The sequence below is a fragment of the Ochrobactrum teleogrylli genome (assembly GCF_037482325.1).
GTDB classification, from domain to species: domain Bacteria; phylum Pseudomonadota; class Alphaproteobacteria; order Rhizobiales; family Rhizobiaceae; genus Brucella; species Brucella teleogrylli.
Map to the genome: position 1 here is coordinate 1,594,009 of NZ_JBBHKQ010000001.1, position 19,287 is coordinate 1,613,295.

Here is a 19,287-nt window from a genome sequence, read left to right on the forward strand (position 1 = left end):
TTCCTCCATCGTTCCTCATCGTCCTGTGTACCAGTTCGGCAGCCACAACGCGATTTGCGGGAAAATCATCAAGATGATGATCGTCAGCACCATAAGGAAGAAGAACGGCACGATGGATTTGTAGATGTCGATCAGCGTGATTTCCTTGGGTGCCAGCGCTCGCATCATGAAGAGATTGTACCCGAAAGGCGGCGTGATATACGCAATCTGGCAGGTGATCGTGTACAGAATGCCGAACCAGATCGCATTGAAGCCGAGGCTCTTGACCAGCGGAATATAGAGCGGCGCCACGATAACCAGCATGGCCGTATCATCCAGAAACATGCCGAGCAGAATGAACGACAGCAGCATCAGGATGAGAATGGTCCACGGCGACAGATCGAATGTGCCAAGAAGGATCTTCTCGATTGCCTTGACGGCGCCCAAACCGTCATAAACCGACGAAAAGCACAGCGCGCCGAGAATGATCCAGAGGAACATGCAGGTGACGGTCAGGCTGTTGCGGGACGTCGTTTCCCACACCTGCTTGTTAAGACGCCCGGTGAACAGCGCCGCCAATGTGGCGAGCAAAGCGCCGACCGCCGCACTTTCCACCAGGCTGGTAATGCCCGTCAGGAACAGGCCCATCATCGCGCCGAAGACGACGAGCGGCAGCAGACCGGCGCGCAACACGGAAAAGCGTTCGCTCCAGCTGAATTTCTCCAGCTCTTCTTTTGGCAGGGCTGGTCCAAGTTCCGGGTTCAGGCGGCAGCGGATATAGATATAGATCGCGAAAAGTGCCGCCATCAACAGGCCGGGGCCGATGCCAGCCAGCCAGAGTTGCAGCACCGGCTGGCGAGCGATCATCGCATAAAGCACCAGCACGACGCTGGGCGGAATGAGGATGCCGAGCGAACTGCCTGCCTGTATGACGCCGGTGACCATGACCTTGTTGTAGCCACGCTTGAGAAGCTCCGGCAGCGCCACGGTCGCCCCAATGGCCATGCCTGCAACGCTGAGGCCGTTCATGCAGGAGATGATGACCATCAATCCGATGGTGCCGAGCGCCAGACCGCCGCGTATGCCGCCGAACCAGACATGGAACATGCGATAGAGATTGCTCGCAATGCCGGATTCCGACAGCATATAGCCCATGAACACGAAGAACGGCACGGTGATCAGCGGATACCAGTTCAGGACCGCGAAGGTCGCGTTGAACGGCATTTCAAACGAGCCTTTGCCCCAAAGGAGCAGGGCCGCCAGCGATCCGACAAAGCCGATGACGCCGAAAACCCGCTGACCGGTCATCAGCAGCGCCATCATTGTGGCGAACATAAAAAGTGTTATGAGTTCAGAGCTCATATATGATGGCCCTCCTCAATGGCCGGACCGGCAAGCGTGTCGATGGGCTGGCCGCGCAGCGATGCCCAGTCCTTGAAAAAGTTGGAAAGGCATTGCAGCAGCAGGAGCAAAATGCCGGTCGTCATGATGAGCTTGATCGGCCAGAGCGGAGGCGCCCAGGCGGTATAATTCTTCTGCCCATAGACGATGGCGTAATTCGTGGAAGAAATGCCGCCCATCACCATGACGCCGAGATAAAACACGATGAACAGAATGGTGATCAGGTCGGTCAGCGTCTTTTTGCGCGGGGGCAGACGGTCGAAAAAGAGGTCCATGCGGACATGCGCGCCCTGTTGCATCGCATAGGCGCCGCCGAGCAGATAATAGGCCGACAGCAGAAACTGCGACATTTCAAGGACCCAGTTGACGGGCACGCCGAAAGCAACCCGCGAGAAGGTGGAATAGAGAAGGCAAGCCGCCAGCACGAAAAGCAGATACATCGAAAAGCGCCCGACACGATAATTCAGCGCATCCACATATTTGACGAAAAGCCTGATCGGCTTGGGCATTTCCCTCTCCTTCAGTTCTTCGTTCCGTTCGGTTGCGCTGCGGGGCAAAGCGTCTCGCCAATCCGGCTGAATATCGGCGCCAGCCGCTCGGCCCATGCTCTTTGAGCCTTTGCATCGGCGATTTCGTTATTGCGGATTTCGATCATGGCGCAGGGCGCATTGCGCGGGCGCGCATGGCGCTCCAGCGTGTAATAGACGCGGTCGGACGGCGCATAAGGCTCGTTGACGCCGACATTGAGCGTTTGGTCCTGCTTGAGTGCGGCAATCAGCGGCGCTGCAACCCGGTCATCCGCATCGTGGATGATGCCGACATGCCATGGGCGCGATATGGCGCGATAGACCGGCGTGAACGAATGGATCGTGACCATCCATGACGGAAAGCCGCGTGCGGCGCGCGCCGCAATAAGCTGTTCGATCCTGGCATGAAACGGGCGATGCGACAGGTCGATGCGCGCGGTGCGCTCCAGCGAGTTCAGCTCGTGATTGCCGGGAATGACCGTCATTTCGCTGATTTCGGGGATCAGGTCCGGCGCATCGAGCGGGCGATTACAATCGATCAGCAGGCGCGACAGACACGACTCTACGAGCGGCGCATCGAGCGCGGCGCTGAGATGTCGGGCAACCTCCACCGCTCCGGGATCCCAGGCGATGTGGGCGCGAAGGGCATCCTCCCCCAGCCCCAGGCCGTCGAAACCGTCCGGCACATGGTTGGAGGCGTGTTCGCAAACGAAAAGCCAGGGGCTTGACCCTGTTTCGTTGACGACAAAAACCGGCTCATGCGAAGCCGGGCGTTTCTCTCGCTCGTCCGCCATTTTGTTTGTTCCCCGCGCTGTAACTTATGTTACGTTTTTTAAAATTATGCGCTATTGCGGATTATTTGATACGTCGTATGATAATTTGTCAAACACAATTTTGCCCGAATTGAATTGGGTATCGGGATGGAAAATATCGTGCCGGAAAGCGCCCCGGAAAACACCAGCGTTGCCGAACGCATCAATGAACGGATCGATACGATGCCTGCCGGCGAACGGGCCGCAGCGCAGACTTTGATCGCCAATTATCCGATACTCGGATTGAAGACGGTGGCGGAATTTTCAGCGCAGGCGGGCGTCAGCTCGCCGACGATCCTGCGCTTTGTAAACCGGCTCGGTTTCCAGAATTATCCCGAGTTTCAGGCGCATCTGCAAAACGAACTTGCGGCGCAATTACAATCGCCGCACCACCGCAATGAAAATCCGGACAAAGCCCCCGATACGGCCTATCCGGCGGTAGAGCACACACAGGAAAATATCCGCGAGACATTTCGGCATCTTGGCGCCAGACAGTTGCAGCAGGCGGTGGCCGCACTGTCGAATGCCAAGGGCAATATTTATCTGATCGGGGGCCGGTTCACCGATCCCATCGCGCAATATATGACGGCGCATATGACGATCATCCGCCCGCAAGTGTTTCATCTCGGCGGTCAGGAAAGTGTCTGGCGCGACCGGTTGCTGGATATGGGAAAACGCGATGTGCTCGTCGTTTTCGACATTCGCCGCTATCAGGACAGCCTGTTGGCGCTGGCGGAAAAAGCACGGGCGCGGGGTGTCGAGGTTATTCTTGTCACCGACCAGTGGCTGTCGCCGATTGCCCGCGTTGCGCGCCATGTTCTGGCGGGTCGCACGGCGGTGCCCTCTGCCTGGGATTCGTCGGCGGCCCTGTTTGTACTGGCCGAAACGCTTATCCGCGAAATGACGCGCATGCTGGAAAAGGATAGCGCCGCGCGCATCGCAGAACTCGAAGGGCTGCGATAATTACTCCAGCCCGCATGCGCGCAGAAACAGCGCCGAGACTTCCTTTTCGATGCGCTCGAAATCCAGCGGAACGTCCTCGCCCACTTCCATCATGCTACGCACCTGCGTTTCAAAATCGGCATAATGCTGCGTCACGGCCCAGATATGCATCTGGAACAACAGCGGATCGACTGGCTTGATGCGCCCGTCATCCACCCATGACTGGATCAGTTTGACCGCGCTGTGGGTGGCTGCGACATGCTTGTTCCAGTGGCGGCTGAGATAGGGCGCACCATTGGCGATTTCGGTGGTGAAAAGCCTCGATGCCTTGGGGTTCTTCTGGCTATAAGCGAGCTTGGCCCGGATATATTGGCGGATCACCTTGGCCGGATCATCCTCGGCGCTGGCATCGAGGAAAATATCTTCCCACTGGTCGAGGATGAAGACGATGATGTCTTCGTAGAGCTCTTCCTTGCTGGAAATATAATAATGCAGCTGAGGCTTGGTCAGTCCGGCACGGTGCGCAATGCCTTGGGTCGATGCGCCGACCAGACCCTTTTCCGCGAATTCGTCAATCGCGGCAGTGCGGATCGCGCCGAGAATGCGCCGCCGGCGGTCGAGAACCTTGTCTCGCCCGGTCGGCTCGATATCGTCATTCTCGTCGTCGATAGCCATGTCTCTAACCGTGGTCGGGAGGGAAAGCCGCCGGGCATTCAAACAGGCGGGCGACTTTCCGTTTTCGTCGGGGCTTACTGGCCCAGCTGCTTCTTGATGTCGAGGCCTGCGCCCTTGTTGACGAAGGCGTCGGTTGCCACCTTGCTCATGTCGAGTTCTTCGCCGCTGACAATGCCGGACTTGCGCGCCAGCTCGTAAAACGACTTGACGCGGTTCATGTCGATGGCGCCAATGCCCTTGGTCAGCGTGTCGCCGCTGTCGATGAGCTGCAGTTCCTTGAGATTGGCCAGTTCGGCGTCGAGCGTTTCCTTGCTCATATCCGCATTGTCCTTGAGGATCATCTCATAGGCCTTGCTGTGGTCGCCATACATGAAGTTGACCCAGCCTTCGATCGAAGCCGTCACAAAACGCTGCACGAGGTCGGGGTTCTTGTCGACCAGTTCCTGACGCGTCTCAATGGTGTTTGCGTAGGTATTGTAGCCCTGATCAGCGAGCAGGAACGTCTTGACCTTTGCGCCTTCCTTGGCCGCGTAAAGCGGTTCGGCGGTCGCATAGGCCTGCTGCACGGTCTTCTTGTCGCCGAGGAACTGGGCGAGGCTATAGCCATAGGGACGCAGCTGTTCGTCCTTGAAACCAAATTCCTTCACCAGCCAGGGCCAGAACGAGAACTGGCCGTCCTTGGAGATCAGGATCGTCGGTGCGTTCACCAGATCCTTGAAATCCTTGTACTCGCCGTCATGCGCCATCAGGGCCTGCGGGTCCTTCTGATAGAAGGCAGCCACAACCGTGGTCGGAACGCCATTGGCGACATTGTTGAAGGACAAAAGCAGATTGCCGGTGAGCAGGAAGTCGAGGCGGCCTGCGGCCAGCATCGGACGGTTGTTGACCTGCGGTCCGCCCATCTCGATCTTCACGTCGAGGCCGTATTTTTCATAAGTGCCATCGGCGAGCGCCTGATAAAAGCCGCCATGACCGGCCTGCGCCAGCCAGTTGGTGCCAAGCGTCACCTTGTCGAGCGCAAAGGCCATCTGCGCCGAAAGGCCAAGCGAGAAAGCGGCGACTGCCGCAAAGAGTGCTTTTTTCATTGGTTTCGTTCCCCTGTTATCAGTTCGAAAGTGCCATATCGGCCGTCCAGCCGCGTGTTTTACCGGGATTGAGCAGACCATAAGGATCGGCCAGTTTCTTAAATTCGATCTGCACGCTGTCGATCTCCTTCATGCCGCCATCCTCGATGGTATAGGCATGGGGATCGTAGATGTCGCAACCGTCAACCTGTTCCAGCTCGCCGATGAGCTTATACATCGCGTCGCGGTCCTCGAAGCGCACCAGTGGCAGGCCGAAAATCTGTACTTCGCCTTCAAGGCGCGCCATTTCATGGTGCATATATTGCGTGTCGCCATAACGCTCGATCTGGCGATTGACCAATGCCGGGTCGAAGGGGCGCGGATAGGCGACCTGAAGATAGGTCCAGCCCGGTTCCGCCTTCAGCGCCTGAAGCGTGGTGTGGTTCCAGCCGCATTCATAGGCGGGCTGAAGGCCAGCCTTGTGCAGCTCGTCCAGCGTCATGGAGAACGATACCTGACCGTTGAACTCTGTGGCGAGCTCTGCGAACCGCTCGCGTTCTTCCGGCGCGATCATGGCGAAAACGGCATCCTTGTCGGATGGGAAAAGGTCGCCGAACTTGGTGTAGAAGCGCGCGAAGCGACGATCCACGGTGGTCAGAAGATAGCAATCCAGATTTTCTTCCAGCGCCTTGAGGCAGAAGTTCAGCGTCGCTTCATAGCTGTCGAAAAGCGCTGCGGTATGGATCCAGTCGGTCGCCTTGGTCAGCCCGATTTCCAGCTCCAGAATGATGCCGTTGGTGCCATAGGCGTGCTGCACCTTGTGGATGTCGCGACCCATCAACTCGATGATTTTCGGCTCCGGCTCGACGGTCAGAACCTTGACCGAATAGACATTGCCGTCATCGCGCAACATGCCATGGCGCAGTGATCCGATGCCGCCCGAACCGCCGGAGAAGAAGCCGCCAATGGTGGCGATGCGGCGGGTGGACGGATACATGAGAAGTTCCTGTCCGGTTTCGCGCACGGCGTCGTCAAGACGCGAAATGCGTGCGCCGCCTTCGACGCGCACCTTGCCCGGCTCGATGGCGATGATGCGGTCGATCTTGGTCATGTCGAGGATGACGCCGCCTTCAAGCGGAACGCACTGGCCGTAATTGCCGGTGCCGCCGCCGCGAACCGTGATCGGAATGCGCAGTTTCGCAGCTGCCGCCGCCACGCGGCGCACTTCGTCCTGATCCTTCGGAATGACGACGAGGTCGCCGACATAATGGCCGATATCTTCGGTCAGGATCGGGCTGTACCAGAAGTAATCGCGGGAGCGCAGCTCGACCTGCTTGGGGTCGTCATAGATGCGGATGCCGTCGATTTCGGCGCGGAATGCGGCCCAGTCATAGATGCGCTGCGGGGCGACAGAATTCATGGGTTTCTCCCGTAAACATGGTCCGAGGCAATGCCATCGCGCCAGACACGGCGGAGGGCTTGCGGACGGCTGATGAGATCATTGAGGTCTTCGGCATCGTGCCAGATGAAATTGGCGGCACCGCCTGCGGACAGCGCCTGCACGCGCTCGCTCCTGATCAGGTGCGCGGGCAGGGTGGTGATGCTGTCGAGCCATTCTTCCGGCTCCAGATGGCAGACAGGTGCCGCAAGGCGCAGGATCGCGAGCGGATCATAGTCGCCATAGGGGTAAAAGGCATCGCGTACATTGTCGGAGCCAAGCATGGTTTCCACACCGGCCAGACGCGCTTCTTTCAGCGGGGCCACACCACGAAGACGCGGCGATTTTCCGCCGATCCGGTCTTGCAGATAGAGATTGGTGGTGGGTAGCGAGACAAGCGCGACACCTGCTTGCGCGGCGGCATCCAGAATACGCGTGAGTTCATCCACTGTTCGCAGCGAAAGCGAGCAGGCATGGCCGCACAAAACGCGGCCCGCCATATGATGCCGTGCGCTCGCATCGACAATCAGCGAAAATCCGTCCGCTTCAACATCCAGACCTTCATCAACATGAAAGTCGAGATCGAGATCGTTTTCGACAGCGAGACGGAACATTTCCTCTATCTTGGCTGCGAGATCGGCATTGCGATAGAAAAACGCGCCAAACACACCGCCATCGGCCTTCACGTGGGTCGCAATGTCACTGCCTGCTTCCAGAACCAGATCGCCGTGAACAAGGGCCGCAAGTTGAAGATCAATGCGGTCTTTCCATTCCTGTCGCAATTCGTTGAGAACAGGCCAGGCGGTCGGAACTTCCGGGCTGGTCCAATCCACATGGCTGCGAATAGCGCCGACGCCCTGCGCAAAAGCCGCCTCAAGGCCGCGCGTGGCGCGGGTGCGGATGTCTTCGGCGTTCCAGTTCTGGCGGTCGGTGTTCATCAGGTCGATGGCATCGAACAGGCACTCGACCTTCGTGTCGCCATTCTGCGCGATGCGCTGGATGGTGAACGTCTTGTCGAGATGCACATGCACATCGGCCAAAAGCGGCGTGACGCACCCGCCGCCTGTCGCTTGCGACGACGTGATCGCGGCAATGCGTCCATGCTCGACGGTGATGTCGTGGCGGCCCGGACGGCCCGCGATGGCGACGCCATTCAACATATCAGCGGTCCCGGCGAATTTCGCTTTCGTGCCAGCGTCCTAGGACAAGGCGCGACAGCCAGCTGGTGATCAGGAAGATCACGATACCCAGCAGCGAAACGAGGAAAAGCGCCGCAAACATGCGCGGGATTTCATTACGGAAGCTCGATTCCAGAATACGCGAGGCAAGGCCGGTGCTCTGGCCTGCGGTGCCTGCGACGAATTCAGCCACCACGGCGCCGATCAGCGACAGGCCACCGGCGATTTTCAGGGCCGCCATGAAATAGGGCAGCGCGCTCGGGGCCAGCAGATAGCGCAGGCGCTGCCACGGCGAGGCGCGATAAAGCTTGAACAGATCGCGCAGATTGTGGTCGGCGCTGCGCAGTCCGATCACCGTATTGGACAGAATCGGGAAGAAAGCGACAATCCACGCGCAGATAAGCAGGGCCGAGAAAGTATCGCGCACATAGATCAGGATCAGCGGTGCGATGGCGATGACCGGCGTCACCTGAAGGATGACGGCGAAGGGGAAGAACGCCATTTCGATCGGACGCGACAGCGCAAACACCATGCCGAGCAAAACGCCGCCAATGATGGCGCAGGCCAGCGAGATGAGCGTCAGCTTGACGGTGAACCACATGGAGGCCATCAGCGACGGGCCGTCCTTGAACAGCGTTTCGGCAATCAGTGACGGGGCCGGGATCAGGTAATGTGGCACTTCATAGAAGCGCACCAGACCTTCCCAGATGCCGAGCGCGATAATGATCGCCAGCGTCGGCATGAGAATGCGCAGCGTGCGTTCGCGTCGTGCGAGACGATCCTGTTCGGAATTGAGGACTGGCAGTTCGTTTTGCATCTGGTTCATTTGCATGTCCTCAGTGATCGATATCTTCAGAGGAAAGCGTCGCGGTCAGCGTATCGGAAACCTTGGCGCAATATTTCGCGTAAGAATCCGTGGTGCGGTAGTTTTCGGCCCGCGGATAAGTGCCGATGATGGGAATGTCCGCGACGACACGACCCGGACGCGCCGCCATCACGATCACGCGGTTGGAGAGATAGACCGACTCATAGACGCTGTGGGTGACGAAGATCACGGTCAGTCCGTGTTCCTGCCACAGCCGCAACACGTCATTATTGAGCTTGAAGCGCGTCATCTCGTCGAGCGCTGCAAAAGGCTCGTCCATCAAAAGCAGGCGCGGGCGAGTCACCAATGCGCGCGCAATGGAAACGCGCATTTTCATGCCTCCCGAAAGCTCCCGCGGAAAGGCATTGGCAAAACGCGACAGGCCAACCTGCGTCAGCACTTCTTCAATGCGGGGCTTGGCTTCCTTGCGCGAAACGCCGGAAAGCCGCAGCGGCAGATAGACATTGTCATAGACGCTGGCCCAGGGCATCAGCGTCGGCTCCTGAAACACAAAGCCGATATCCTGTGCGCCGGAAGGACCCTTGCCGGGCGCATGACCATTGACGCGAATTTCGCCAGCCGAGACCGATTCCAGTCCGGCGATCATGCGCAGCGCCGTGCTCTTGCCGCAGCCCGAAGGCCCAAGAAAGCTGACGAACTGGCCTTGCTCGATCTTGAGCGACATGTCGTTCACGGCCATGACGCCGGTGCCGTACTGCTTGTAGACGCCGTTGATGTCGATCAGTGGTGACTGGTTCTGCGAGTTGGGGGCCACGCTCATCGTCCTTACCAAGCGGGATTTTTGTCGAGCCAGGAGAGCGGCGCGCGCTCAATCTCGCCCAGCGCTTCAATCAGCCGGTCGGCAGCAAAATCGATGGTCTTGCGACCCTTTTCAGCGGTGGCAATCGATGCGTTGCCGGCTGCGCCATAGGCATTGATATCCTGCATCTGCCATGCGGGCTTGGCGCCGCCGCCAAGGCTGATGTGCTTGTATTCGTCGGCGAAAACTTCGGTCAGCGTGCGGAAATCCTGCGCCTTTTCCATCACCACCAGATCGGGATGCATTTCCAGCATCACCGATGTTTCCATGTCGCCAGCATGGATGCCATGCTTCAGGTCATGCTCGCTGTAAACGCCATCGGGCATGCCCAGGCCGAACCAGTTGAGGCAGAAGACCATCATATTGTGCTGCACGCGCAATTCGCGGGCGACAATGTCCATCACCGGAATATTGCCGCCATGGCTGTTGAACAGCACCATCTTGCGCACGCCGCTTGCCGCCACGCAGGTGCCTATCTCGCACCACATGCGGATGACAGTTTCGACTGAAAAGGTCAGCGTGCCAGGATAACGCTTGTGTTCATTGCTCTTGGCAATGGCCTGTGTCGGCAGGAACAGAACCTTGCTTGTATCGGGCAAGCGTTTGATCAGTTCCGCCACCATGCCATCCGCGACGGCGGCATCCACACACATCGGCAGATGCGGTCCGTGCTGCTCGATTGCGCCAACAGGCAACACCGCCACGAGCTTGTCGCGCTCAAGGCGCGAAAACGCCTCGCTCGTGTAATCGGACCAATATCGTTTCAAGGTGGCGCTCCAAATTTTGTCTTGAAGCAGCAACCTTACTAAACAATCTGACCGATTGGTCAAACTAAATGTTTAAAAATTGCGAGCCCCGTGCAATTAAGATGTGAATCCGTGGTAGATGCGCCACGCGACAGACCAGCACATGACTATGATGCGGGGAAATTTCCGGAGGTCCTATGGACGAGAGATGCATTATTATTGGCGCGGGCCATGCGGGCTCGCAGGCCGCAATCAGCCTTCGTCAGGAAGGCTATGCCGGAGACATCGTACTCATCAACGATGAGACGGATATTCCCTATCATAAGCCGCCGCTTTCCAAATCCTATCTCAAGGCACCTGAGCATGGCGGCCTGGTGCTGCGTCCGGAAAGCGCCTATCGCGACAATAATATCGAGATGTTGTTCGGGCATCGGGTCGAAGGCGTATCGCTGACCGACCGCACGGTGACCCTTGATGACGGTCGCGTGCTGCACTGGTCTGATCTGGTCTTTGCAACCGGTGCCCGCGCGCGCGTTCCCGACATGCCGGGCGTCGATCTTGACGGTGTCGTCACGCTGCGCCGGATGGAAGATGCGCGCCGCATTGCTGGCCTCATGCCCACCATCAGCAATGTCGTGATCATCGGCGGCGGCTTCATCGGGCTTGAAATGGCACATAGCGCGATGGCGCTCGGCAAGAACACCGTGTTGATCGAGGCCGCGCCGCGTGTTCTTGGCCGCTCGGTCGCGACACAAATCTCTGCACATGTCGAAACGCGCAGCCGCGCCGCGGGAATTACGCTGCACACCGGGCTTGGTGTGATGGCAATCGAAGGCGAAAACGGTCGCGTGACCGGTGTAAAGGCAGCAGATGGGACCGTGTTCCCGGCGGATATGGTTGTTATCGGCACCGGCGCGCTGCCCAATGTCGAACTCGCTGCCGCAGCCGGACTCGTCACCGACAATGGCATTGTCGTGGATGAAAAGATGCGCACATCAGCGGATCATGTCTACGCCATCGGCGATTGCGTGAGCTACGACCATTTTCATGCCGGTCGGCGTGTGCGCTTGGAATCGGTGCAGAACGCGACCGATCAGGCCAAGCATGTGGCCCGCAGCATTGTCGGGCGCGCCACGCCGTTCCGCGAAGTAGCGTGGTTCTGGTCTGATCAGGGCGACATGAAGCTCCAGACGGCAGGCCTGTCATTTGAAGCAGATCGTCATATTCTGTCAGGCAATCCCGATGATAATGCCTTTTCGATCTTCCATTTTGCCGGTGACAGGCTGGTGGCGGTTGATTCCATCAATCGCCCGGCCGACCACATGATCGCCCGCCGCCTGCTGGCGGCCGGGATCACCCCCACGGAAGCCGACATTGCCGCGGGTGCGCCGCGCCTGAAGGAACTTCTGGCCAGCGCCCCCAAATCATAAGGATCGTTCGATGAGCACTTTGCAACATTTGCTGCCTGCCGACATGGCGGCACCCTTCGCCGCCTATAGTCATGGCGTGAAGGTGCAAGCCGGTGCCGAACTGGTGTTCTGCTCCGGCCAGCTCGGTATCGCGCCGGATGGAAGCGTGCCCGAAGATGCGGCCGCGCAAGCCGAGCTTTGCTTCGAGAATATCCGTCGCATTTTGCGCGATGGCGGCATGGATCTTTCCAATGTCGTGCGCATCAACGCCTATGTGACGGATCGCGCCTATATGCGCCCCTATATGGACGTGCGCGACAGGCTGTTTCCGCAGCCAGCGCCCGCCTCGACGCTGATGATCGTTTCCGGCTTTACCCGCGAGGAATTCAAGGTCGAAATCGAAGTCGTCGCCGCAAGTTGATCTCTCGCGCGCATCCCGAAAACCGCTTCGCGCTTTTTGGGATGCGCTTTCGAACTTTACGCGTGACAAGAAGGCGTATCGCCTTTGCATGAAATGGGTGGTAGGTGTGCGAGACTCCTACACTCCCTTCAGGCCTATTCATGTCACAATTTCAGTCTTCCGCTGCGATGCGGAAATCTTCGCCACGCTCGTCCGAACGCATGGCGGAAATCGCGCTTGCCATTGGTGGCTTCGGCATCGGCACCGGCGAGTTCGCCATCATGGCACTGCTCCCGGATATTGCACGCGACCTCAACGTCACGATCCCGCAGGGCGGACATCTCATCAGTTCTTATGCGCTGGGCGTGCTGATCGGCGCGCCGGTGCTGGCCGTCATCGGCGCGAAGCTCGACCGCCGCAAGCTCCTGTTCCTGCTGATGGGCCTGTTTGCCTTTGGCAATCTTGCCAGCGCTTTCATGCAGGATTATTCCAGCCTTTATATAATGCGTTTTATCGCAGGCTTCCCACATGGCGCTTATTTCGGCGTCGCATCGCTGGTTGCTGCATCGCTGGCCGAGCCGGGCAAGCGCGCGCAGGCGGTTGGGCGTGTCATGATGGGCCTGACGATTGCCACGCTGTGCGGCACGCCGCTGGCCACATGGCTGGGGCAGGTGGCGGGTTGGCGCGCCATGTTCGGCGCGGTCGGCCTGATCGCCATTCTGACCATGGTGATGGTGACGCTTTATGTGCCAAAGCTGCCCGCCGCAGAAGGCGCATCGCCGCTGCGTGAGCTGGGTGCGCTGCGCCGCAAACAGGTGCTGCTAACGCTTGCCATTGGCGCCATCGGCACGGGCGGGCTGTTTTCCGTCTTTTCCTATGTCGCCGCCACCGTGACGGAAGTTTCGAATATCGATGTGAAATGGATGCCGCTGGTGTTCGTTATGTTCGGTCTCGGCATGGTGCTGGGCAATGTAGTGGGCTCCCGGCTGACCGACCGTTCCGTCATGGGAACCGTTGGGATCGTGCTGCTTTATGACATGGCGGTGATGCTGGCATTCCCGCTGCTGATGCAGCATCCACTCACCGCTTTCCTTAATGTGCTTCTGGTCGGCGGCGGTTTTGCGCTGGTGCCTGCACTGCAAACCCGCCTGATGGATGTCGCAGCCGATGCCCAGACGCTCGCTGCGGCGCTCAACCATTCAGCGCTCAATCTCGCCAATGCACTCGGTGCATGGCTTGGCGGACTGGCAATTGCATGGGGCTATGGCTGGACATCGACCGGTACGGTCGGCGCGCTTTTGGCTCTGGCCGGTCTGGTTGTGTTCGGAATTTCGATGCTGCTGGATCGGGGAACTGCGACGACGCCTGCCTCACAGGAAAGCTGAACAGGTCGGCGCAAACGAAAACACCCGTCGCGGGAGGAGCGACGGGTGCTTATGGGGAAGACCGGACAATGGGGGGAGGAGGATGTCCGGTCTTTGGATCGCCAGGGAAAAATGGGAGGAGGAAACCCCGGCGATAACTCGTTTGAGCAATTGAATGCTCTGGAAACTATAAGGACCGCGCGGTTTGGAGGACGCGATCCTGAAAGAAGGCTGATGCCTTCGGATGGCGCTTTTCCCGCTGATTAGCGAGCAGCAGCCTTGCGTGCGACGAACGGAATTTCCGAAGGCAGGATGCCGAGGTCGTTCAGTTCACGTGGGCTCAGGCGGCTCAGTTCGTTTACGGTTGTACGGTAACGGCGCCAGTTGTTGTACGAGCGGATCAGGTTCATTTCTCTCACCTAGTAAAATCTATCTCTCTGTGTTGCAGACAGCATATAGGCTGGTGCGATCTGAAAAAGGAGAGCCAGATTTGCATAGCTGATGTGCAATTAAGCTTGGAGATTGCATGTTTTTTACGCAGATCGGTCATTATGTTATCACAATTGCCGTTCTCCATGGCCAAATCACCAAATTTGATGCCGTGCAGAGCCTCCATCGCTATCATTTTCCACATAGATAGTGAAAATCTCTTATTTATACATCCATGTCGGCTGATCCTTGGGCGGCGGGCGCAATGGCTCAAGTTTTGTCGCAAAACTTCTGGAAATTGTCGGTTGAAGACTACAATTCTACATGACTCCCAAAGCGGATTAAGCTAAGGGATTTGTGTCGGGTGCCGAAGCATGCGTTTTACAAATGCTTTTTCACTGTCTGTCTGCGGGAGAGCGCCAATTGGCCGCCGAAGGGGAAATCGCCCGAAATCTCTCAGGTACAAGGAACCGCAGACGGGTAAGACAACTCTGGAAAGTCGGGGGAAACTCCGCGCCGAAGGTGTAAGTATAGCGCTTTGCTATGCGAGTCTCTCAGGCCTGAGACAGAGGGGCACGAAGCTACCGCATTTTGCGGAAGGCACACGTGCGACTCTGGAGTTGTTATGGGCGATACCGCACATTTGAATATCCTGCCTTTGCAGGACTTGCATGAACAGGCTGGCGCGCGCTTTGGCGGCTTTGCAGGCTGGAACATGCCGATCACCTATCCGCTGGGCGTCATGAAGGAACATCTTCATACGCGTGACCATGCGGGCCTTTTCGATATTTCTCATATGAAGCTGGTCGAAGTTTCCGGCAGCGATGCCGCAGCGCGTCTGGCGGAAACCTGCCCGCTCGACCCGACCGTGCTGAAGCCTGGCCAGTCGAAATACACTTTCTTCCTTAATGACAAGGGCGGCATTCTGGACGATCTCATCGTCACGCGTCTTGGCGAAGACCGCTTCATGGTCGTCGCCAATGCGGGTAATGCCGATGCCGATATCGAGCATTTGAACGAAGCCGCTTCCGGCAAACAGGTTACGGTCAATCCGCTCGACCGCGTATTCCTCGCCATTCAAGGGCCGGAAGCCGAAAGCGTTATTAACGATGCCGGTCTTACCGGTGCTGCCGATCTCGCCTTCATGAGCGGCTTTGAGCCGAAGCCGGGCTGGTTCATGACCCGCTCGGGCTATACCGGCGAAGACGGTTTTGAAATCGGCCTGCCTGCCGATGAGGCGCGCGCGCTGGCGACCAAGCTTCTCGCCGACGAACGCGTTGCGTGGATCGGCCTTGCCGCTCGCGACAGCCTGCGCCTCGAAGCCGGGCTTTGCCTGCACGGACAGGACATCACGCCGGAAACCGATCCGGTCTCCGCCGGTCTCACCTGGGCGATCACCAAGGCCGTGCGCGAGAAAGCCGCCTTCAACGGTGCCAAGCCAGTGCTCGACACTATTGCCAAGGGCGCTGCCGCCAAGCGCGTCGGCCTCAAGCCGGAAGGCCGGCAGCCGGTACGCGGCGGCGCAGACCTGTTCGATGAAAGCGGCCGCCAGATCGGCACGGTCACATCGGGCGGCTTTGGTCCCTCCGCCGGTTTCCCGGTCGCCATGGGCTATGTCGAGGCCAGCCTCGCCACGCCCGGCACACGTATTTTCGCTGAAGTTCGCGGCAACAAGGTTCCCGTTGACGTTTCGGCGCTTCCCTTCACACCGCATCGCTATCGCAAAGGATAATTTCCATGGCCAAAATCCTGTTCACCGAAGATCACGAGTGGATCAGCGTCGAAAACGGCGTCGCCACTGTCGGCATAACGATCCACGCACAGGAACAGCTGGGCGACCTCGTTTTCGTCGAGCTGCCGGAAGTCGGTCGCACCGTTTCCAAGGGCGAGGGCGTCGTGGTTGTGGAATCGGTCAAGGCCGCTTCCGACGTTTATGCGCCGGTTGACGGCGAAGTGGTGGAAGTCAACGAAGCCGTGTCGTCCGATCCGGCTCTGATCAATCAGGCTGCCGAAGGCGATGGCTGGCTGTTCAAGCTGAAGCTTTCGGATGAAGGCCAGCTTTCCGGTCTGCTCGACAAGGCCGGTTACGACGCTCTGGTAGGATAAAGCGATGACCCAGCAGGTTCTTCCCTTTGTTGCCCGTCATATCGGGCCGAGAATTGAAGACGAGCGCGCCATGCTGGCCGCGCTCGGCCTTCCTTCCATGGAAACCCTCATCACGCAGGCCGTTCCGGCGTCCATCCGTCTCAACCGCGCTCTGGATTTGCCAGCGCCGTTGAGCGAACATGCGGCGCTGGCCGAATTGAATGAAATCATGGGCCGCAACGTGGTGAAGAAGAGCTTCATCGGTGCGGGCTATCATGGCGTGCATACGCCGCCGGTGATCCAGCGCAATCTGTTTGAAAATCCAGCCTGGTACACGGCCTATACGCCGTACCAGTCGGAAATCAGCCAGGGCCGTCTGGAGCTGCTGTTCCACTTCCAGACGCTGGTTGCCGAGCTGACCGGCCTGCCGGTTGCCTGCGCCTCGCTGCTCGATGAAGCAACCGCCGTTGCGGAAGCTGTCGGCGTTGCCTGCCGTCATCACCGCGACAAGCGCAGCCGCGTGCTTCTGGCGGGCGATCTGCATCCGCAGACCGTCGATGTCGTCAACACGCGCGCCGAGCCGCTCGGCTGGCTGGTTGAGGCTGGCAGCACCGTCGATGACAACACCGCTGCTGTCATCGTGCCGTGGCCGGATACCAAGGGCGTTTACGGCGACTTCACCGGCGTTATCGCCGATGCAAAGGCCAAGGGCGCGCTGGTTATCGCCGTTGCCGACCCGTTGGCGTTGACCATAATGGAAGCTCCCGCGAAGTGGGGTGCGGACATGGCGGTTGGCTCCATGCAGCGTTACGGCGTGCCGATGGGCTTTGGTGGCCCGCATGCCGCTTATCTCGCTGTGTCTGAACCGCTCACCCGCATCATTCCGGGCCGCATTGTTGGCCAGTCGGTCGATGCGCATGGCCGCGCGGCCTATCGGCTGGCGCTCCAGACCCGCGAACAGCACATCCGTCGCGATAAGGCGACCTCGAACATCTGCACTGCGCAGGCGCTGCTCGCCAATATGGCTGCATCCTATGCCATCTGGCACGGTCCGGCTGGTTTGCAGGCGATTGCCACACGCATTGCCGCTCTTGCTGCCCGTTTTGCTGCCGGTCTCAAGGCCGCTGGTGTCGAAATCGCAGGCGAAAGCCTGTTCGATACGGTTTCGGTCAAGGTCGCCGGCAAGGCTGCGAAAATCGCTGACGAGGCCGACAAGGGCGGTCGTCTGCTGCGCATCATCGATGCCGACACGGTTGGCGTGACCTTCGACGAAACCTCGACCGAAGACGATCTGGCGGCGCTCGCCGTTCTGTTCGGCGCGAAGGCGGTCGAAGGCGACGCGGTCCTCGTTCCGGGCAAGGGACGCGGTGAGGGCTTCCTGACGCAGGATGTGTTCCATTCGCACCGTTCGGAAACCGAGATGATGCGCTTCCTGCGTCGTCTGGCCGACAAGGATCTGGCGCTTGACCGCGCAATGATCCCGCTTGGTTCCTGCACCATGAAGCTCAATGCGGCGGCAGAAATGATGCCGGTGAGCTGGAACACGGTTGCGAACCTGCATCCCTTCGCGCCTGCGGCACAGACCGAAGGCTATGCGAAGATGACGGCTGACGTCGAAGCATGGCTTTGCGAAGTCACCGGCTTTGCAGGTGTTTCGCTGCAGCCGAATGCGGGCAGTCAGGGCGAATATGCCGGACTTCTGGCTATCCGTCACTATCACCAGTCGCGTGGTGAAGGTCATCGCAACATCTGCCTGATTCCATCCTCCGCGCATGGCACCAATCCGGCCAGCGCCTCGATGGCAGGCATGAGCGTTGTCGTGGTCAATTGCCGCCCGGATGGCGACATCGATATCGATGACCTCAAGGCCAAGGCCGAGAAGCATCGCGATAATCTCGCCGCCTTCATGATCACTTATCCGTCGACCTATGGCGTGTTCGAAGAAGGCATCAAGGCTTTCTGCGAAATCGTCCATGACAATGGCGGTCAAGTCTATTTCGACGGCGCAAACCTCAATGCACTCGTTGGCCTTGCGCGTCCATGCGATATCGGCGCCGATGTCTGCCATATGAACCTGCACAAGACCTTCTGCATTCCGCATGGCGGCGGCGGTCCGGGTGTCGGTCCGATCGGCGTTGCCAAACATCTGGTGCCTTATCTGCCAGGCCACGTTGATCTTGGTTCCAAGCACGCCGTTTCGGCAGCTCCCTTCGGCAGCGCGTCTATTCTGGTCATTACGTGGATGTATATCCGCATGATGGGCGGTGCAGGTCTTAAAAAGGCGACCGAAGCTGCGATCCTCAATGCCAACTACATCGCGCATCGCTTGAAGGACGCTTATCCGATCCTTTATACGGGCGCGCATGACCGCGTGGCGCATGAGTGCATCGTGGATACGCGTGTTCTCAAGGATAGCGCGGGCGTAACCGTGGAAGATGTGGCCAAGCGCCTCATCGACTATGGTTTCCATGCGCCGACCATGTCCTGGCCGGTTGCGGGTACGCTGATGATCGAGCCGACAGAATCCGAGCCGAAGTCGGAAATCGACCGTCTCTGCGACGCTATGATCGCCATTGCTGGTGAGGCGAAGAAGATCGCCGAGGGTGTCTGGCCGCAGGATGACAATCCGCTGGCCAATGCACCGCACACGGCAGGCGATACGCTGGCCAGTGAATGGACGCATCCTTACACGCGTGAGGAAGCGGTGTTCCCGGCCATTGCCTTGGGCGGCGAATTCGACGCCACGGCAAAATACTGGCCGCCGGTCAGCCGCGTGGACAATGTCGGCGGCGACAGAAACCTCATCTGCTCGTGCCCGCCGGTTGCAGCCTACGGTTGATTGCCAGTTGGATGACTGAAAACACGAAAGCGCCGCCGAAATGCGGCGCTTTTTTCTGTCCGGTTTGTTGGGGTTTTCAGAAAACGCCGCTTTTGCAATTATCTGCTGATCGCAAATAGAAGAAAACATATCGGACGGATTTATTATGAAGATAATAGTTTTAGTCTTGTCTCTCTTTCCGATCTTTATCGGATTTTCTTCCAGAGCGGCGTTCGCGAAGGATAATGCTGCCAGATTAGAATCCACATTACAGTGCTGGCGCTACGGCGAGAAATTGTGTTGTTTTGATCATTACGGTGAGTATGTATGCTTCC

The 19,287-nt window shown here is 58.7% G+C and carries 18 protein-coding genes and 1 riboswitch; of the genes, 7 read left to right on the forward strand and 11 right to left on the reverse strand.

Annotation, left to right across the window (positions count from 1 at the left end):
* Positions 1-15: 15 nt before the first annotated feature.
* Genes WIX40_RS07425 through WIX40_RS07435 form a run of 3 tightly spaced genes read right to left on the reverse strand, consistent with a single transcriptional unit; the run spans position 16 to position 2,701 of the window.
* Positions 16-1,341: a TRAP transporter large permease gene (locus tag WIX40_RS07425; protein ID WP_109367172.1), complete on the reverse strand. Its 1,326-nt coding sequence runs from the start codon at positions 1,339-1,341 to the stop codon at positions 16-18.
* Complete coding sequence (locus tag WIX40_RS07430) at positions 1,338-1,889, reverse strand: TRAP transporter small permease subunit (RefSeq protein WP_109367173.1); 552 nt, start codon at positions 1,887-1,889, stop codon at positions 1,338-1,340. The genes WIX40_RS07425 and WIX40_RS07430 overlap by 4 nt, the downstream gene beginning before the upstream one ends.
* Before the next feature lie 11 nt (positions 1,890-1,900).
* Positions 1,901-2,701, reverse strand: a complete 801-nt coding sequence (locus WIX40_RS07435; protein WP_140023921.1) for an N-formylglutamate amidohydrolase — start codon at positions 2,699-2,701, stop codon at positions 1,901-1,903.
* 126 nt (positions 2,702-2,827) lie between these two features.
* On the opposite strand from WIX40_RS07435, the gene WIX40_RS07440 reads away from it, so the two are divergent.
* The gene (locus WIX40_RS07440; protein ID WP_371834124.1) at positions 2,828-3,682 is read left to right on the forward strand and encodes a MurR/RpiR family transcriptional regulator; all 855 of its coding nucleotides are present in this window, start codon (positions 2,828-2,830) and stop codon (positions 3,680-3,682) included.
* Here the strand turns inward: WIX40_RS07440 and WIX40_RS07445 are convergent, their stop codons facing one another.
* The 7 genes from WIX40_RS07445 to WIX40_RS07475 all read right to left on the reverse strand — a co-directional run bounded on the left by WIX40_RS07445 (position 3,683) and on the right by WIX40_RS07475 (position 10,468).
* Positions 3,683-4,336, reverse strand: a complete 654-nt coding sequence (locus tag WIX40_RS07445) for a TetR family transcriptional regulator C-terminal domain-containing protein (RefSeq protein ID WP_121538219.1) — start codon at positions 4,334-4,336, stop codon at positions 3,683-3,685. It lies immediately after the preceding gene.
* Positions 4,337-4,410: 74 nt separating this feature from the next.
* A complete protein-coding gene (locus WIX40_RS07450; protein WP_171317522.1) occupies positions 4,411-5,421 on the reverse strand; it encodes an ABC transporter substrate-binding protein in 1,011 nt (336 codons plus the stop codon).
* 19 nt (positions 5,422-5,440) lie between these two features.
* Positions 5,441-6,820 carry an FAD-binding oxidoreductase gene (locus tag WIX40_RS07455; RefSeq protein ID WP_339439603.1) on the reverse strand — a complete coding sequence of 460 codons (1,380 nt, stop codon included), beginning with the start codon at positions 6,818-6,820 and terminating at the stop codon, positions 5,441-5,443.
* Entirely contained in the window at positions 6,817-7,998 is a 1,182-nt protein-coding gene (locus WIX40_RS07460) for an amidohydrolase family protein (protein ID WP_339439605.1), read from the reverse strand. Before WIX40_RS07460 ends, WIX40_RS07455 begins: the two co-directional genes overlap by 4 nt.
* A 1-nt stretch (position 7,999) precedes the next feature.
* On the reverse strand, positions 8,000-8,842 hold the full coding sequence (locus WIX40_RS07465) for an ABC transporter permease (RefSeq protein WP_171058738.1): 843 nt from the start codon (positions 8,840-8,842) through the stop codon (positions 8,000-8,002).
* Positions 8,843-8,852: 10 nt separating this feature from the next.
* Positions 8,853-9,662 carry an ABC transporter ATP-binding protein gene (locus WIX40_RS07470; protein WP_109367179.1) on the reverse strand — a complete coding sequence of 270 codons (810 nt, stop codon included), beginning with the start codon at positions 9,660-9,662 and terminating at the stop codon, positions 8,853-8,855.
* A 5-nt stretch (positions 9,663-9,667) separates the two neighbouring features.
* Positions 9,668-10,468 (reverse strand): creatininase family protein, encoded by an 801-nt coding sequence (locus WIX40_RS07475; protein ID WP_109367180.1) that lies wholly within the window; start codon positions 10,466-10,468, stop codon positions 9,668-9,670.
* Between the two features lie 176 nt (positions 10,469-10,644).
* On the opposite strand from WIX40_RS07475, the gene WIX40_RS07480 reads away from it, so the two are divergent.
* The 3 genes from WIX40_RS07480 (at position 10,645) to WIX40_RS07490 (ending at position 13,641) form a co-directional block, all read left to right on the forward strand.
* Complete coding sequence (locus tag WIX40_RS07480) at positions 10,645-11,877, forward strand: NAD(P)/FAD-dependent oxidoreductase (RefSeq protein WP_140023916.1); 1,233 nt, start codon at positions 10,645-10,647, stop codon at positions 11,875-11,877.
* A 10-nt stretch (positions 11,878-11,887) separates the two neighbouring features.
* Entirely contained in the window at positions 11,888-12,277 is a 390-nt protein-coding gene (locus WIX40_RS07485) for a RidA family protein (RefSeq protein WP_109367182.1), read from the forward strand.
* A gap of 140 nt (positions 12,278-12,417) precedes the next feature.
* The gene (locus WIX40_RS07490; protein WP_339439616.1) at positions 12,418-13,641 is read left to right on the forward strand and encodes an MFS transporter; all 1,224 of its coding nucleotides are present in this window, start codon (positions 12,418-12,420) and stop codon (positions 13,639-13,641) included.
* A 242-nt stretch (positions 13,642-13,883) separates the two neighbouring features.
* Here WIX40_RS07490 and WIX40_RS07495 read toward each other — a convergent pair whose 3' ends face one another.
* The gene (locus WIX40_RS07495) at positions 13,884-14,030 is read right to left on the reverse strand and encodes a DUF1127 domain-containing protein (RefSeq protein WP_078336788.1); all 147 of its coding nucleotides are present in this window, start codon (positions 14,028-14,030) and stop codon (positions 13,884-13,886) included.
* Positions 14,031-14,448: 418 nt separating this feature from the next.
* A riboswitch (glycine riboswitch) is annotated at positions 14,449-14,532 on the forward strand.
* Positions 14,533-14,674: 142 nt separating this feature from the next.
* Between WIX40_RS07495 and gcvT the strand changes: the two genes are divergently transcribed.
* From gcvT to gcvP, 3 genes are read left to right on the forward strand one after another with little or no spacing between them, the layout of a single operon-like run.
* The gene (gene gcvT / locus WIX40_RS07500) at positions 14,675-15,781 is read left to right on the forward strand and encodes a glycine cleavage system aminomethyltransferase GcvT (protein ID WP_339439623.1); all 1,107 of its coding nucleotides are present in this window, start codon (positions 14,675-14,677) and stop codon (positions 15,779-15,781) included.
* A 5-nt stretch (positions 15,782-15,786) separates the two neighbouring features.
* Entirely contained in the window at positions 15,787-16,155 is a 369-nt protein-coding gene (gcvH, locus tag WIX40_RS07505; protein WP_109367186.1) for a glycine cleavage system protein GcvH, read from the forward strand.
* 4 nt (positions 16,156-16,159) lie between these two features.
* Entirely contained in the window at positions 16,160-18,973 is a 2,814-nt protein-coding gene (gcvP, locus tag WIX40_RS07510) for an aminomethyl-transferring glycine dehydrogenase (RefSeq protein WP_339439625.1), read from the forward strand.
* Positions 18,974-19,287 lie beyond the last annotated feature (314 nt).